18 protein-coding genes are annotated in these 15,698 nt (G+C 66.8%); 9 read left to right on the plus strand and 9 right to left on the minus strand.

Annotation, left to right across the window (positions count from 1 at the left end; all coding sequences use genetic code 11):
* Positions 1-36: 36 nt before the first annotated feature.
* Both ACIA76_RS38635 and ACIA76_RS38640 read left to right on the plus strand, forming a co-directional pair.
* On the plus strand, positions 37-435 hold the full coding sequence (locus tag ACIA76_RS38635) for a hypothetical protein (protein WP_397159637.1): 399 nt from the start codon (positions 37-39) through the stop codon (positions 433-435).
* Between the two features lie 46 nt (positions 436-481).
* Positions 482-1,126 carry a TMEM175 family protein gene (locus ACIA76_RS38640; protein WP_397159639.1) on the plus strand — a complete coding sequence of 215 codons (645 nt, stop codon included), beginning with the start codon at positions 482-484 and terminating at the stop codon, positions 1,124-1,126.
* 42 nt (positions 1,127-1,168) lie between these two features.
* On the opposite strand, the gene ACIA76_RS38645 is transcribed toward ACIA76_RS38640, so the two are convergent.
* Complete coding sequence (locus tag ACIA76_RS38645; RefSeq protein WP_397159641.1) at positions 1,169-1,993, minus strand: amino acid-binding protein; 825 nt, start codon at positions 1,991-1,993, stop codon at positions 1,169-1,171.
* 281 nt (positions 1,994-2,274) lie between these two features.
* Here ACIA76_RS38645 and ACIA76_RS38650 point away from each other — a divergent pair, with 281 nt between their 5' ends.
* Entirely contained in the window at positions 2,275-2,673 is a 399-nt protein-coding gene (locus tag ACIA76_RS38650; protein ID WP_397159643.1) for a nuclear transport factor 2 family protein, read from the plus strand.
* A 9-nt stretch (positions 2,674-2,682) separates the two neighbouring features.
* Complete coding sequence (locus ACIA76_RS38655) at positions 2,683-3,723, plus strand: GlxA family transcriptional regulator (RefSeq protein WP_397159645.1); 1,041 nt, start codon at positions 2,683-2,685, stop codon at positions 3,721-3,723.
* Here ACIA76_RS38655 and ACIA76_RS38660 read toward each other — a convergent pair.
* Entirely contained in the window at positions 3,714-4,082 is a 369-nt protein-coding gene (locus tag ACIA76_RS38660; protein WP_397159647.1) for a MarR family winged helix-turn-helix transcriptional regulator, read from the minus strand. The genes ACIA76_RS38655 and ACIA76_RS38660 overlap by 10 nt on opposite strands.
* A gap of 222 nt (positions 4,083-4,304) precedes the next feature.
* Here ACIA76_RS38660 and ACIA76_RS38665 point away from each other — a divergent pair, with 222 nt between their 5' ends.
* The 4 genes from ACIA76_RS38665 (at position 4,305) to ACIA76_RS38680 (ending at position 7,319) form a co-directional block, all read left to right on the plus strand.
* Positions 4,305-5,246 carry an alpha/beta hydrolase fold domain-containing protein gene (locus tag ACIA76_RS38665; RefSeq protein ID WP_397159649.1) on the plus strand — a complete coding sequence of 314 codons (942 nt, stop codon included), beginning with the start codon at positions 4,305-4,307 and terminating at the stop codon, positions 5,244-5,246.
* Positions 5,247-5,354: 108 nt separating this feature from the next.
* Positions 5,355-5,735: a Rieske (2Fe-2S) protein gene (locus ACIA76_RS38670; protein WP_397159653.1), complete on the plus strand. Its 381-nt coding sequence runs from the start codon at positions 5,355-5,357 to the stop codon at positions 5,733-5,735.
* Positions 5,722-6,045 carry a hypothetical protein gene (locus ACIA76_RS38675; RefSeq protein WP_397159655.1) on the plus strand — a complete coding sequence of 108 codons (324 nt, stop codon included), beginning with the start codon at positions 5,722-5,724 and terminating at the stop codon, positions 6,043-6,045. Before ACIA76_RS38670 ends, ACIA76_RS38675 begins: the two co-directional genes overlap by 14 nt.
* The gene (locus tag ACIA76_RS38680) at positions 6,042-7,319 is read left to right on the plus strand and encodes an amidohydrolase family protein (RefSeq protein ID WP_397159657.1); all 1,278 of its coding nucleotides are present in this window, start codon (positions 6,042-6,044) and stop codon (positions 7,317-7,319) included. The genes ACIA76_RS38675 and ACIA76_RS38680 overlap by 4 nt, the downstream gene beginning before the upstream one ends.
* 10 nt (positions 7,320-7,329) lie before the next feature.
* Here ACIA76_RS38680 and ACIA76_RS38685 read toward each other — a convergent pair whose 3' ends face one another.
* Positions 7,330-7,953, minus strand: a complete 624-nt coding sequence (locus ACIA76_RS38685) for a TetR/AcrR family transcriptional regulator (protein ID WP_397159659.1) — start codon at positions 7,951-7,953, stop codon at positions 7,330-7,332.
* 118 nt (positions 7,954-8,071) lie between these two features.
* Here ACIA76_RS38685 and ACIA76_RS38690 point away from each other — a divergent pair, with 118 nt between their 5' ends.
* The gene (locus tag ACIA76_RS38690; RefSeq protein WP_397159661.1) at positions 8,072-8,995 is read left to right on the plus strand and encodes an alpha/beta hydrolase; all 924 of its coding nucleotides are present in this window, start codon (positions 8,072-8,074) and stop codon (positions 8,993-8,995) included.
* 9 nt (positions 8,996-9,004) lie between these two features.
* On the opposite strand, the gene ACIA76_RS38695 is transcribed toward ACIA76_RS38690, so the two are convergent.
* The 6 genes from ACIA76_RS38695 to ACIA76_RS38720 are packed head-to-tail and all read right to left on the minus strand — an operon-like array spanning position 9,005 to position 15,697.
* A complete protein-coding gene (locus ACIA76_RS38695; RefSeq protein WP_397159663.1) occupies positions 9,005-9,619 on the minus strand; it encodes a hypothetical protein in 615 nt (204 codons plus the stop codon).
* On the minus strand, positions 9,616-10,782 hold the full coding sequence (locus ACIA76_RS38700; protein WP_397159665.1) for a hypothetical protein: 1,167 nt from the start codon (positions 10,780-10,782) through the stop codon (positions 9,616-9,618). The genes ACIA76_RS38695 and ACIA76_RS38700 overlap by 4 nt, the downstream gene beginning before the upstream one ends.
* On the minus strand, positions 10,779-11,225 hold the full coding sequence (locus ACIA76_RS38705) for a nuclear transport factor 2 family protein (protein WP_397159667.1): 447 nt from the start codon (positions 11,223-11,225) through the stop codon (positions 10,779-10,781). The genes ACIA76_RS38700 and ACIA76_RS38705 overlap by 4 nt, the downstream gene beginning before the upstream one ends.
* Positions 11,222-12,403, minus strand: coding sequence for a cytochrome P450 (locus tag ACIA76_RS38710; protein ID WP_397159669.1), 1,182 nt, complete (start codon positions 12,401-12,403; stop codon positions 11,222-11,224). The genes ACIA76_RS38705 and ACIA76_RS38710 overlap by 4 nt, the downstream gene beginning before the upstream one ends.
* A gap of 16 nt (positions 12,404-12,419) precedes the next feature.
* The gene (locus tag ACIA76_RS38715; protein ID WP_397159671.1) at positions 12,420-15,092 is read right to left on the minus strand and encodes a PEP/pyruvate-binding domain-containing protein; all 2,673 of its coding nucleotides are present in this window, start codon (positions 15,090-15,092) and stop codon (positions 12,420-12,422) included.
* Complete coding sequence (locus ACIA76_RS38720; protein ID WP_397159673.1) at positions 15,089-15,697, minus strand: nitroreductase family protein; 609 nt, start codon at positions 15,695-15,697, stop codon at positions 15,089-15,091. Before ACIA76_RS38720 ends, ACIA76_RS38715 begins: the two co-directional genes overlap by 4 nt.
* Position 15,698: the final 1 nt, after the last annotated feature.

The following is a 15,698-nucleotide window of genomic DNA, read 5'->3' on the forward strand; positions in this document are numbered from 1 at the left end:
CGCTCATCGAGCGTCATCTCAGCCCGGAGGGGCTTCATGAACACAAACCAGCCGTGTCGTTTCGGGCCGGGCGCTTGTCCGGCGAGCCGGATCGGACTTGTCTCGATCGATGACGGGTGTGTGGTGCCGATGATCTGCCACCTGCTGCCCGAGGGGAACGTGATCGTTCCGGCCGCCTCGGGCCATGCGTTGGTCGAAGGCGTTGTCGGACATACGGTTCGGATCGAATTCGGTAGTTGCGGCAGTGCGGACTGCGCACCATGGGCGGTCAGCTCCGTCGACCGAGCGGTACACGTGGTCGCGATCGAGCATCGCCGGTGGTATCTGCGTTCCGATGTGCTGATCGCCGCGGGCTCCGGAAACAGCCCTGTGGGCGAACATGTCTCGACCGACTCGTCGGCATCGCATTCGGTGAGCGCGCGATGGATTGGGTGAGCGCCGGGAAGTCCCGGCAGGTCTTGCCCCGATAGGGGCCGGCGACGTGGGCGAGCAGACCGATGCCGATCCCGTCTCCGGACGTACCGACCGCGGGCTGGAGCGTCTGATCTCCTTCAGCGATGCCGTTGTCGCCATCGCCATCACTCTCATCGTGCTGCCGTTGGTCGACAGTGCTCGCGAAGTGTCCTCGCGATCCACCGCGGAATTCTTGTCCGACAACAGCTCCGCGCTGTCGGCGGCCGGTATCAGCTTCGTCGTCATCAGCTCGTTCTGGCGCCACCACCACCGACTCTACGAGCGCGCCACCGGCTACACCCCGCTGCTGATGCGGGTGAACATGCTGTGGCTGGCGGGCATCGTGATCGTTCCCGTGGCCACGGCCCTGGACGCCTACTCTCGCCACGGCGACCGACTGGCCCCCGGCATCTACGTGACCGTGATCATCGTGGTCATGTCGCTGGCACGGCTGGAGGAGATCATCCTCCACCGCGCCGGATTGCTCGCCGACCTGCGCATGACGACAGTTCTTGCCGCGCAATGGATCCCGGTGGGTCTCACCATGGTCGCGCTGATTGTCACGCTGTCGTTCCCGCCGGCCGGACTGTATTCACTGCTGCTCCTGGTTCTGACCGCGCCACTGCAGGGCTGGGTGCGGCGTCGCACGCAGTCACACGCGGCTTCCGACTGAACCGGCCACGGGCCGTGGGCGGTGACCGGTCGCAGGGAATGCTCAGTCGCGCCGTGCGAGGATCTGTGCAAGATCGCTGAGGCGGTGTGCGCGGGCGATTTCGGCGGGTGTGAAGGGTTCACCGGAACGATGGAATCGCAGTGGTGCGCCGGCCGGCTGGGTGAGTTCCAGCAGTGTGCCGCTGTCATCGGGTGCGGGATCCGGCGCGCTCGGGGACAGAATGTAGTGCGCACCCAGGAGTTCGGCGATGGCCAGCGGTAATTCGCTCGAATCCGACACTACTCGTGCCGCGAGCGTCAGGGCCTTGGTCTGTCCATCGATCAATGTCACCGCGGTGGCCGGCCAGACCCCTACCGTGGATCCGCGGGCCCGGGTCACCGCATCGGTGAGCGTGCGGGCGGTGGTGCCTGCCGGGGTGGCCACGACCAGTTCGTTGAGCACGTCGTAGCCCAGGTGGTGCACGTGCACGGTCAGGATGTTGACGCGGATGTATGCGAGATGTTTGGCCAGCGACTGCAGTTGCCCGGGTGTGTCCCTGATGCGCACTCGAATGCGCCACAACTCGGCGGCCTGATCGAGACGGTCGCGGTGGCGTAGATCCGGACCGTGCATCCATCGAGCGAGTAACCGCATGGCCGACGGCTCCACCACCCAGATGATCAGAATGGTGGTACTCGCGGTCAAGGCCAGCACCGTCAGCAGATAGGGGAGCTGGTAGTGCACGACCAGCGCATGCAGCGCGAGTTCGACGGGGAATACCGCGGCGAGCTTGGCCAGCGTCAGACGTGCGCGGCGGGGGTGGGGCAGACGACCGCACACTTCGCATGCCAGGGCGCCGACACGAGTTCGTTCCGGGGATCGCCTCATGGACAGAGAGTGGTGCCGAGATGTTTCGCCAGCCGTGCGCGACTGTAAAGTCCGAGTGAAGAGTTGCGGGAAATACGTTGTGCTGCAGTCTATTTCGACGTGACGCGAAACACGTGTGTCCTCGTCTGTGAGAAGCGACACCGGTATCGGCAGGTGGCAATTTCTTGTCAGTGGACGGCATTTTCGCCACTGGTGACGGCTACCGCGATTGCTGAGAATCACTAGGCGCCGATATCGCGGCGCAGCCCGTCCACGGTCGACAAGTATCGAGGAGATGAGCCATGACCAGCACCGCCGAAAAGTCCACCACCGCCGGTATCGAGGAACTGCTGCGGGATTACTTCGATCTGCTCTATACGCAGCGCATGGACCTGTTCGACCGGGTGTTCCATCCGGCGGCGGTGCTCTATTCCGCACAGGACGGTGTCGTGGTGGTGCGTCCGCGTGAGGAGTACCGGGTGCTCATGCGGGCCCGGCGCTCACCCGAGCAGAACGGCGCGCCGCGCGAGGACGCCGTGCTCTGGATCGATGCGCTCTCGCCGGAGATGGCGCTCGCCAAGGTGCGGCTCCGGCTCGGGGACGACATCATGGTCGATTTCCTGAACCTGCTGTCGGTCGAGGGGCGCTGGATGATCGTGTCCAAGCTCTATCACCGCGAAGGAACCGTCGCTCGGGGTTAGCGTGAGGCCATGCTGCACACGATCGCCGCCATCGTGGTCGAGGATTTCACCCCGTTCGAACTGGGTGTGGTCTGCGAGGTCTTCGGCGTCGACCGCACCGCGGAGGGCGGCCCGTCGTTCGATTTCCGGGTGTGCGGCGAATGCCCCGGCGAGCCGCTGCGCTGTGACCAGGGATTCGCACTTGTTCCTGCGGTCGGATTGGCCGGACTGGTCGATGCCGATCTCGTGGTCGTCCCGGCGGCCGCGGTGCGCGGCGACTATCCACCGGCCGTCATCGACGCGCTGCGCGACGCGTCGGGCCGGGGGACGACGCTGCTGTCGGTGTGCAGTGGCGCCTACCTCCTGGGTGCCGCGGGATTGCTGGACGGGCGTCGGTGCACCACGCACTGGCGCTACGTCGAGGATTTCCGGCGCCGGTTCCCGCGCGCGGACCTCGATCCGGACGTGCTGTTCGTCGACGACGGATCGATCGTCACCAGCGCGGGCACCGCCGCGGGCATCGATGCCTGCCTCCATCTGGTTCGTCGCGAAATCGGTTCCGCCGCAGCGAATCTGATCGCGCGGAGGATGGTCGTCGCGCCGCACCGGGAGGGCGGGCAGCGGCAGTTCGTCGAACGGCCGGTGCCCGACACCGCCGATATCAGCCTGCGGCCCGTTCTCGACGGCATCCTCGACGATCTGACCGTCGAGCACACCACGGCCGAGCTCGCCCGCCGCGCGCACATGTCGACCCGAACATTGCTGCGCCGCTTCACCGCCGAAACCGGCACCACCCCGCATCGCTGGCTCACCCTGCAACGCATCCGCCACGCCCAGCAGCTGCTGGAGGACACCACACTGGATGTCGAGCAGATCGCCCGGGCAACGGGAATGGGAACCGGACCGCTACTGCGCCACCATTTCCGCCGCATCGTCGGTGTGACACCCAAGGAATACCGCGCCACCTTCGCCACCCGTACCGCCGTACCCGCGCACCGGACCCCATCGAATTCGGCTGGGATCTCGGCATATTCGGGGTTGTCTCCTGGTGTCGGTGTTCTTCACCGGTAACGGGGTGGGGCGCCCTCGGTTCGAAGGAGGTGCTCCAGCGTCGTGCGCAGGGTGGCCAACTGCTCGCGGCCGACCTGATGTGCCCACTCGCGTTCGATGTCGGCGAGAATTCGCGTGCCCGCGGCCTGGCAATCTCTGCCCAGCGCGGTCAGGCGGATGATCTTCACGCGACCGTCCCGCGGGTCTCCTGTCCGCTCGACGTATCCGAGCTGCTCCAATTCGGTAACCACTTCGCCGAGCGCCTGTTTGGTGATTTCGGCGCGTTCGGCGAGATCTGTGAGCCGCGAGCCGTCATCGTCGATGAACCGGAAGACGTGTCCGTGCCGGTAGCTGATGCCTCGGAACCCTTGCGCGGTCATGCGCTCATGGAGAGTGTCGATGGCGAGGGCCCTGACCTGTTCGAGCAACACAGGCAACGGTTGCTGCCCCGGTGCACGTGATTCGGCGGACATCTTTCACCCTGGCTTCCACTCGGCTTTTAGTAAGGTACCATGACTAAATTCGAATCGAGTGGAGTCCGTGGCGATGACACGGGCGGGCATGACGATTTCGATGTCCCACCAGGATCGGAGGGTCGGGAAATGACGGACCGTTTTCACCCGAGTCCGGAGGCGCAGCGGTTCGCCGCCGAGGTTCGTAAGTCGGGTGTGAAGCAGATGATGTCGTCGGTCGAGGCCGCGCGAGCCGCGGTCCAGCAGGTGCGCGCACATCCGGCATCGAACGATCCACCGCAGGATTTCGTAGCGGAATTCGAGGTCGGCACTACGGCGATCATCGATCCACGTGGCAACGAGTGGGTGGTGCATACCGCGACCCCACGTGACCGTGAGCCCGAGCGCACCGTCGTTTTCACCCACGGTGGTGCTTTCGTCTTGGGGATGTCGGCCGGTCATTGGTTCTTCTGCGGGGATTTGATCACGAATACTGCCGCACGCGTGGTCATTCCGCTCTATCCGCTGGCGCCGGACGGCACCGGCGAATTCGTGCCGGACATGATCGCCGATATCGTGGCGAGGATCATCGCGGACGAGGGTGCGGGAAATGTGAGCATCATGGGCGACTCGGCGGGCGGGACGATCACGCTGTCGGTGGCGCAGATCCTGCGCGACCGCGGCGTGCCGAATCCGCATCTGACCGTCCTGATGTCCCCCACGCTCGATACGCGATTCGCCGAGCCGGAACTCGATGAGCTCGACAAGGTGGACCCATTCCTCAGCCCGGCCGGATGTCGTTACGCCGGTGACCTGTACCGCGGCGATCTGCCGCCGACCGACGCGCGTGTCAGTCCGATGCTCGGAAACAACGACGATCTCGGCCGAGTGCTCCTGTTGAGTGGGACCCACGAGATTCTGAACTGTCAGGCACGTGAGTATGCGAACATGGCGCCCGCTTTCATCGGGACCGACCTCGAATACTACGAGGCACCGCAGATGATTCATGTCTGGGTTCTGACTCCGTCACCCGAAGCCCGAGCCGCGCGTGAACAGATCTACCTCAGACTGACTCGCAGTCGCGACCTGTAGCGGAGTCGGCCCCTTGTCCGCGATGGTACATCGGCGTACCGTCGATTGGTACGTAATCGTACCGAGAAATGGCTCATCGGATTCGGTCGAACAGAAGGGATCTCGCAAATGACCACTTCCGGCATCACCGCAGTTCGAGTCGGCGGAACCGACGACATTCCGGAGCTCGGGAGGTTGGTCGTCGATGTGGGGGATCGCACTATCGGGATCTTCCGCGTGCAGGGCCGGCTGTATGCCTACGACAATGTGTGCCCGCATCAGGGCGGGCCGGTGTGCCAAGGCCGGGTCATGCCGAAGGTGCGCGAAAACATCGACGCGGAGAAGAAGGCGCACGGGATGGGTTACGACCGTTCGGAGATGCATATCGTATGCCCTTGGCACGGCGCCGAATTCGTCATCGCCACCGGCGTCCACGCGGGCATCTCCACTCTGCGGCTCACATCGGTCGATGTGCGGGAACGGGACGGTGAGATCTATGTCAGCGTCTGACACGATGATCGGCGGCGGCGACCTACTCGACGCGACGACTCGACTGCACGAATGCGTCGACCGGTTGTGGACCGGTTCTCCTGCGGAATTGACGTCGACCGCGCTGTCCGGTCTGGTCACCGACACCGCCCGGCTGTATGCCGCATCGTGCGCGGCGGCCGGACGGGAGGTCGCGATCGAGCCGGGCGCGATGTCGGCGACCGACGCGGTGCAGCTGATCGCCGCCCTGATGCGGGCGCAGAACCTGAACACCTTCGACCTCGCGCTGTGGCTGTCGCGCCTGGACCACGACAGGAAGGACCCGTCATGACCGCGGCACCCGAACGACAGCGTGTTCGTGTGAATCCGGTGCAGGAGTTCGGTTTTCAGTCCGATACCCGGGAGATCCTCGCGAACGCGGCACGTGATATCGACACCTACGACCTGCGCAATCGGCTGATCGTCGACATCGACTCCCACCACGAGGAATCACTGGAGTGGAGCGAGGTCCTGGACAACCTCGACGACCAGGTGCTGCGCGACTACGGCAAGGGCATCGCCGGATCCGTTCCCGGCGGCGCCGAATTCGCCTTGACCAGCCATGCGCCGGGTCTGCGGTTCCAGGAGATCGGTGGGCGGATCCCGCATTCGGCCGAACGGAACGAACCGGTACCGTCCGGTTCCGAACACACCGTGGCCGTCACCGAGCGGGCGATCGAGTCGCTCGGTCTCGACTATCAGGTCGTGTTCCCGCAGACGATGCTCGATCTGGGCCTGCATCCGGTCGACGGCATCGCCGTGGCGCTGACGATGGCCTACAACAAATGGTTCGTCGGCACCGTGCTGGGCAAGGATCCGCGGATCAAATCCATGCTGTCGCTACCGATCAGCGATCCGGACGCGGCGGTGGAGACCATCCGGCTCTACCACGACCACCCCGATGTGCTCGGATTCCTGATCACCAGTCAGCGCTCCTTCGGTGTGCACGACAACCAGAACATGCCCGTCTATGCCGAATTGGAGCGGGTCGGCCTGCCGCTCGGCTTCCACGCCGGACCCAACTGGGGTGATTCGTGGACGCGCACGATGAACCGATTCACCACCGTGCACGCCATGTCGTTCGTCACCTGCAATATGGCTCACCTCAGCAACTGGCTGTTCAACGGTCTGCCGGAACGCTTTCCGAGGCTGAAGGTCATCTGGATCGAGAGCGGTCTCGCGTGGGTGCCGTTCCTCATGCAGCGCCTGGATCATGAATTCCTCTTGCGCACGTCCGATGCGCCGCTGCTGACGAAACGGCCCAGCGAATACATGCGGCAGATGTATTACACCTCCCAGCCCCTCGAGGTCTCCCACCCGAAGGCCTTGGCGCAGACGCTGGAGATGATCGACGCCGGGAATACGCTGCTGTACTCCTCGGACTGGCCGCACTGGGATTTCGACCCACCGGGGCGAATCATGACCATCGACGGGCTCTCCGAGACCGCCCGCGACAACATTCTCGGCCGGAACGCCCAGCTCCTGTTCGGCACACACAAGCTGCCCGACCCCGCGCATCTGAAGCTGGCGGGGCCGCAATGGCGGGGGTTCGGTCCGCGGCCCTGAGCATCGTGGCTCACGAGGCCCGTGGACCGAGCAGTGTGATCGCGGCGTCGACCGCTACCTCGGTGATATCGCTCATGGGCAGACCCTGCTCGGCGATGGTGGTCGTCAGCTCGCGCAGGCCGCCCAGGAGCAGGATGACCAGCGGCAGCGACACCGGTGCCGCACCGGTCGCGCGGAATTCGTCGGTATCGCACACCGCCAGAACCAGGTCGGCGAACCCTCCGGTCATGTCCAGCTGCAGTGGGCGGGACGCCGCACCCAGGCCCTGCGCGTCTCGAGCCCACGCCAGCATGAGCGCCGGCCGCGCCTCGTTCGCGCGGAACCATTCCTCGATCGCCTGCCGAATCTGCGTTGTCCACGGCGCGGTCGGGTCTATCGCCGCGGTGACCGACGCGAGGATCTGGCGGCTGGTATCCATGAGCAGCGCGGCAAAGCACGCTTCCTTGCCGTCGAAGTGCTGGTAGAACGTCCGCCGCGAGGTCCGGGCATGTCGGACGACATCGGCGACCGTGCTGTCGCGGTACCCACGCTCCTCGATCGAGGCGGCAAGGCCCTCGAGCAGCCGGCGCCGGAACACATCCGTTGCCGGGTCGCCCACGACGCTCTGGTCGTTGCCGGTTTCCTTGGTTGTCACGTGATCGCCTCGGTGTCGGGAATCTGGCCTTGCGCACCGATGGTACATCAGCGTACCGTCGTTATTGTGGTACCTGGACGTACCGCGCGCCGAATGCCTCCGAAAGGACGGTGGAGCAATGCCTTTGGATCCCGGTATCAGGGCACTGATCAAGCAGGTTGCCGACTCCCCGTCGGCGGCGGATCCGCTGTCTCTCGACGAGAAGCGGGTCGCGCATCAACGATTGGCGCTGTCCCTCGCCCCGAACCCACCGCTCGCGGTCGGCTCGGTCCACGACGACACCCTGGCCGGAGTACCGGTACGGGTCTATCGCCCGGATGTGATCGGCGAGACGCCCGCGGTGGTCTGTTGCCACGGCGGCAGTTTCGTCCTCAGTGACCTCGACACCTACGACCACGTCAGCCGCAGGCTGTGCCGGGATGCGAACGTGACGGTCATCGATGTCGGTTTCCGGCGCGCCCCGGAATATCTGTACCCTGCCGCATACGACGACTGCCTGGCGGTGACTCGGTGGGTCGCCGACCATATCGACGACTACGGCGGCGGAAAGCTCGCAATCGCCGGAGACAGCGCGGGTGGAAACCTCGCGACAGGTGTGGCTTTCGGCTTCCGTGACGAGGGCAGGCATCTGGACGCACAATTGCTGGCCTACCCCAGTACCGACCTCTCCGGCCGCACTCACTACGCGTCACGCGATATCAGTATCACCGGGAACGTGATGAGTCCGGTCGACGACGAGATCTTCTCCAGGATCTACCTTTCCAGCGATCCCACCGCGAAGGATCACGCCCCGGCCTCCCCGCTGCTGGCCGACGATTTCACGAACCTGCCCCCGACCATCATCGCCACCGCCGAATTCGACCCGGTACGCGACGAGTGCGCGGCCTACGCGGATAAGCTCGCCACTGCCGGTGTGCCGGTGACCCTGCATGTCTATGCCGGGCTCATCCACGGATTTCTCAACTTCTCCAGCGTATCTCCGGCCATCGACGCCGCGATCACCGAGATGTATACCGAGCTCGCCAAACTGCTTGCCGGTTAACCGAACCAATCATGCAAGGACGGCTTCGACCACTGCGTCGACTACCGGTGCGAACGGCCGCCTGGTATCGACGACGGCCCAATTCTGCCGATTCGCCCAGGAGTCGAAGATTTCGTGGATCCTCCCCTGGTGGTGAAGGAAACTCGACTGGGCGCAGCTCGGATCCAGACCGCACTCGTACGGCACGGCCCGGGCACCGATCCTGTCCCAGGCGGTCTGTGGATCCGAGCGCAAGTACACGACGCGGTCGGCGCCCGGCAGCCCGGCTCCGACCGCCTCTACCCAGCACTCGTCCATGCCGTAGACGATCTCGCTCGCAGCGTGTTTCATCCAATAGCCGTCGAGCAGTAGCACCGAGTCCGTCTCCGATTCGGCCACACGATCTGTCACGGACGCGACGGCGGCCCACAAAAGGAACAGCAGGCGGGACTCCGGAGCCATGCCGACAGCACAGCTGCGGACCCGCCGAACGTCGGCCTCGAGGAAGGCTGCGGTCGGGTAGTGAGGACTGCCGACGATGTCCCAGCGGTCGACGACAGTGGCGCTCGTACCCAGTCTTTCGGCGGCGGCGCGGGTGACTGTCGTCTTGCCCGCGCCGTCCGCTCCGACGATCGCGACGATCATGATCCCGCCGCTTTAGGGTGGCAGCCGAAGTGCGGCGCCACCATGACGTAGCGGGGGTCGGGCTCCGCGGTGCCGACCGGGAGGGCCTCGACCGCGCCGACCGCGGCCAGACTCGCCACCGCTGCCTCGATGTCTCCGATCTCTGCCGGAACATCCTGTGCTGTCAGCTCTGTCGAAGGGCGCCCATCGAGCGCCCGCCACAGGCGGACTACGGCCTCGCTGACCTCGTAGCCCTCGGCGGGCCCGATCAGCGCCCAACCATCGGCGAATCGCAGCGGAATGAAGAAAACGTCGCGCCGAACACTGTCGCCGCCGGGCCGCGTCGGCGCGGGGAGCTCCGACAGGGGCTTGTCCCAGCCGTCGAGAACACAACTGGCCATGAGCTGCCCGGCGGCCCACAGCCGCTCCTCGACGACGGCCCGCACCTCCCGCGCCGTCGCACCCCGGGCGGGGTGCAGGTCGCGGTGGTCGAGCTGCCAGAGATGGTCGAGCCAGGGCGCGGTCGCTGCCGTCCGCGCCAGCCGCCGGTAGTGGAACTTCGGGCCGAAGTACACATCGCCCGCGGCGGCGAGGGTAGCCTCGCCCGCCGCCTCCAGTGCCATGGCCGCCGCCGTCGTGGCGGTGAGCAGGTCGCCGATCTCCAGCGCGCCGAAGGCGTCCTCGGCCATGGCCGCGCAGATATTGCCGTTGCGGACGATCAGGATCCGGCGAACCACGTCGAAATCGAAGGCGGACAAGGCCTGCCGCCATTCCTCGCCGATACGCAGCGGAATACCGGTGGCGAGCCGGATCAGCGCGTTCAGGGTCATCCACTCGATCCCGACCTGCTCGCGGTCCGCGCCGGTGGCGCGGAACCGGGTACCGAGGTCGAGCAGCCGACGCACCTTATCGGCGGTCATCGGGTTCACGTGGACCTGGATGCCGTCGTAGGTGTGCACGATCTCGCCGGTGGGCAGGCCGTCGCCGACGACGTAGACGTCGACATCGGAGGTACCGTGCCCGAGCCCGACCGCGAGACTGCCACCGAGGAACGCCAGCCGGATCCGGCTCACGCCGCCGAGCCGGTGCTCGATGACGCCCTCGACGGCGGCAACCTGCTCGGGGGAGAACAGTACGTCCGCGACGGCCCAGGTCGACACGGTGTCAGAAGCGGGGGCGCTCATCGTGTTTCGGTTTCAGCGCGGCGATGCGGCCAGGTGCCGTGGGGTGGGAGAGCTGTGTCGGGCTGTCCGTGCCAGTACTCGTGCAGTCCGCGGCATCGTCCGTCCGGGGCGAACCAGACCGTCACGCAGCCCGCGGCGGTGCGGGGTACGCCGGTGACGGGATCGTGTGCGACGCACCACCATTCCGCGGCGGCGCGGTCGCCCGCTAGGATCGGTTCGGACACCCAGACCTGGGGGTCGCCCTGCCGGTTCAATGTCGTGGTCCACTGCGCGAGGATCGCCTCCCGTCCGATGATCGGGGCAGCGAAGGGCCCCTGGCGATACCATGCGTCCTCGGTGAACAACGCGGCGATCGCCTCGGGATCCCGGCTGCGCCAGCCGATTTCGAACTTCGCGCCCCATGCGTCCAGGTCGCCTGTGGTCATGGTGTTCGGCCCGGTCATCGCACGCTCCAGGTGACGGGCAGCGACCAGACGCCGCGGATGAACATCTTGTCCCGCCAATCGAGCCGTTCGGGTTCGACCGCGATCGCCAGATCGGGCAGCCGGCGCAGCAGGGTGGCGATCGCGATCTCCATCTCGGCAAGGGCGTGTGGGGCGCCCAGACACCGATGGCGTCCGTATCCGAGGCCGACGTGCGGATTCGGGCAACGGTCCGGCCGGAACTCGTCGGGTTCCTCGAATACCGATGGATCGCGGTTCGCGGGTTCGGCCATCGGGATGACGACCTGCCCGGGGGCCAGTCGTACGCCCGCGAGTTCGACCTCTTCCAGCACCACGTGCGGGCGACCACCGGAGACTCCGAACCAGACCCAGCGCAGGCATTCGTCGATCGCGGCGGGGATCTGTGATGGGTTGTCGCGCAGCGTCTCTGCCAGGCCGGGCTGGGACAGCAGCTGCAGAATAGAGCTGGACAGGAAATGGGTGGTGGTCTCGCCGCCGGAGATCAGCAGCCCGAAGCCGAAGGTGATGATCTCCTCCTCCGACAGCTCGCCCGCGGCGAGTAGTGCGGTGAGGAGGTCGTGGCCGGGAGCGCCGGTGTCCATGGCATGACGGAGTCGGGCGACGTGGCCTTCGGAGTAGGTGTACGTGGTGTTGTGGGCCGCGTCCACCTCCTCCTTCGAATACCGGCCCATCGACATCATCACGGTGATCGACGGGAGCAACAGCTCGAGGTCCGCGGTCGGAACCGCGAGCATGTCGCAGGTGACCCCGTACGACAGCGGCTGGATGAACCGGGCGATCAGGTCGCTCGGCGGACCGGCCTGCTCCATCTCGTCGATCAGGCGCTCGGCCGACTGCTCGATCCGCGGACGAGCCGCCGCGGCCCGGCGTCCCGTGAACCAGCCCTGCACGGCCGCGCGTCGCCGGGTGTGTGTCGGGGCATCGCTGGCGAGGAGCGCCAGCCCGTCACTGCGCCGGGCGAACAGGGTGCCGTGATTCCACGCCTCGCGGCTGAACCGGTGGTCGGTCACCACCGTGCAGACATCCGCGTGGCGGGTGACCAGCAGAGCCTGCCTGCCACCGGCCAGCTCCACCGGAACGAGCGGCTCCTTGCGCAGCAGTTCGAGATAGTCGGGATCGAGCGCGACCCCGGGCCGATCTTGCAACGGGTAGTGCATGACGGTCTCCGTTCGGTCAGTGTTCGAATGTCTTGTCGGGAGGCGGGTCGTCGAGGATGCGGATGGTGCCGGTGCTCCCGTCGAGCTCGATCCACGCGCCGTCGGGGATGCGGATCGTTGCCTGCGGTACGGCCACCACGGTGGGCACGCCGAGTAGTCGGCCGGTGATGGCGGTGTGCGACAACAGGGTTCCGCGCTCGACGATCAGTCCGGCGGCCGCGATCATCAGGGGCAGCCAGCCCGGATCGGTTTCGCGGGCCACCAGGATCCGGTCCCGGCAGGTGTCGGGAGCGACGGCCGGGTCCAGGACGACCAGGGCCCGGCCGCGGACGCGTCCGCCACTGGACCCCAGACCATGCAGTGCCCCGGGTGGGTCGTCGCCGGCCGGGATGCCGATCGGCACGGCCTCGCGCAGGCCGACCGCGAGCGGCCGATTCCTGGGGGTTGCCATCAGGATCGGCAGCGGCGCCTGCGCGGCGTGGCGTTCGCGTTCCGATCGCCGCAGTGCCGCCAGGGCTTCCGGACTCGGACCCGCGAGCGTCCCGTCGAAGGCGCCGATGACCTCCTCCACGGTGAGGTCGACGACATCGTGGGGGTCGCGCAGCTGGCCCGCCTCGGCGAGCTCAGTGCCCAACTGCCACATCACCTCTCGGGAAATACCGAATAGCTGAGTCCGGCAGAAGCGGGAGTCTTCCCGGGCCTTGACACACCACCGCACAACCGCCAGCAGCCTGTTGATCACCAAGCGTCGCAGCGGGTTTCGGCAGGTTCGACGCAGCTGCTGTCTCGCATCCGCGGCAGTCGCCGCCTCGGCCGCACGGTTGTCGGCGACCGTCGTACCCTGCCGGACGAATGGGCGCAGCACGCCGACAAGCATCCAGGGCCGCTGCCGGGGCGTCGGCTCCTCGAGCTTCAGGTCGTGCAGTGCGCGGTCCCCGTAACGATCGAGGTACGCCCGAACGGCCGCTGTCAGTTGTGCGCCGTACCGTCCGGCGTCGATGTCTTCCCAGATCCGACGATCGTCGTCATCGGTCCGGGCGGCGAACATCGCCGCGCGCAGCTGCGGCATCGCCGCGGCCTGCTCCGCGAGCGCGATGGCCGCACGTGCCGCGGCCAATGACCGGTTCTCGGGCCCACCCGACAAGAGGGCGACGAACAGCTCGGGCCCGCCGCCCGTCCAGCGCCGGAGCAGGGCGGTCCCGGCGCGCAGCGCCAACCCGGTGTACAGCGTGTTCGTCAGCGTGACACCCCAATGCCGATCGGCCTCGGCCCACACCCGGCGATACAGGGCGATGAGATCGTCGGGGGACCGGCCCTCGACCGCGTAGACCTCTGCCATGAGCGGATCCCACCAGCGGAAGAACTGCGCGATCCGACGCCGATGCCCGGCCGCGTGCCATAGGACAACCGGCAGGTGAGCCGCGATGCGGCCAGTGGACCAGCGGCGCTCACCTCGCGCCGGGCCGGTGATGCCCATGGACTCCTCCCAGTCGGCGCGGACGAGGTCGAAGACCGGCAGCTGGTCGTGCAGGACCTGCCAATCGTCGAGCCGGTAGTACACGTGTCCGTCGAGATAACCGACCATCCTGGCCAACCGGTGGCCATTGGCTCGCAGCTTGCGTTCCGAGATGCCCAGTCGGCGATACAGATCGGTGAACGCGGCCTGGTAGAAGATGCGAGCCTGGGAGTAGGTCAGTGCTCCGCAGATGCCGGGATAGCTTTCGGTGATGTTGTGATTGCCCCAGTAGACCGGCCGTTCGTCCGGATCGGACGCGATCACCATCGGACGGGCCTGCACCAGGTGCAGCGCACCGTCTCCGGAGAAGGTCCCCTCGATGTCTTGGGGCACACCGAAATACCGTTCCACCCGCTGCGCGAGCTCCGCGACCGACCGAGCCTGCTGCTCGGTGAGCACTGGAGTGTCGGCCAGATCGGCAGGCACCGGGACCCGTGGCTCCGGCGGCGGGCCGACCATCCACCGCTTGGTCACGGTCCGCGCCCGAACCCGGCCGGTCGCGCGATCGACGAAGAAGTGGTCTATATCGGCCTTCTCCTGCACGACACCCTCGCCGATGCCATGGGCCGCCGCGATGACGACATGTTTGTCGAGGTCGCGCGGATCCCGGGTGAAGGCGACGAAGGATCGCGTGCCCAGCACCATGCGCTGGATACCCACGGCGACCCGGGCACCGGTCGGATCGATGCCCTTCAGCAGCCGGTACTGGACGGCTTCGGGTTTGAACGCCGATGCCCAGCATCGCGCCACCGCCGACAGCAGATCGGAGCGGGGCACATAGAGGAAACTCTCGCTCATCCCGGCGAACGGATCCGAGGCGGTGTCCTCACCGACCCCATCCAGCCCCGGGACCACGCACGCCCGGACGGCAGCTAGCTCCCCGACACCGATCACCGCGTCGAACTCGGCGAGGAGGCGCTCGGCGAGGTCACCCGTCGGCACGGCCGCGGCCACAGCCCGCGCAGCGGCGGCGCACCACGTCACCGGATCCGAACCGCGGTCGGGCAATTGATCGTGGATCGCTTCGAGCGCCTGGTCGAACTCCGCGGCCGGAAGGCAGAAGAATTCCGGTACGGGGAAGTCGGCCCGGCGCAATTGCTCGAGGCGGGCGAACTTGTGGCCCACCTGAAGCGGGTTGAAGGCATGCGTCGGCGATGCCGCGGAGATCGTCATGGCGTGGCCTCCTGCCAACCGTTGATGTGGAGAATCTCATCGACCGGGCGCCGGCGCGCCGGACGAAATCCGTTCCCCAGCGGGTGCGCGGTCGGGATGAGCGCGGCTTGACGGACGTCGGGGGGCAGCTCGAGGATCGCGGCGATCTCGTCCTCGGCGTCCAGGTGCAGGGACGTCCACGCGGTGGCCAATCCCGCCGATCGAGCCGCGAGCATGTAGCTCCAGGCCGACGGCAGGATCAATCCCCACCTCCCGGCTTGGCTGCCGGTGGGTAGCCGACGACCGGGTACGTGCAGGCAGGGCAGTACCAAGACCGGGACCGCGCCGAGGTTCTCCGCGAGGTACCGGGCGCTACGGGCCAGCGGGGTGTTGTTGTCGGCACCGGCATATCTGGCCTCGAAGACCTCGCGGTAGACCGCGCCGATCTTCGCTCGCAGTGCCGGGTCCGTCACGACAATCCAGCACCCCGCCTCCCGGTCGCCCGCGGTCGGTGCCTGCTGGGCGATCCGGACGCAGTCCCGAACGACGTCCAAGTCCACCGGTCTGGAAAGGTCCAGCCGCAATCGCACTGTCCGGGTCGTGGTCAACATCTCGACGGCGTCCACG

This window comes from Nocardia sp. NPDC051570, from assembly GCF_044454005.1.
Classification (GTDB): Bacteria; Actinomycetota; Actinomycetes; order Mycobacteriales; family Mycobacteriaceae; genus Nocardia.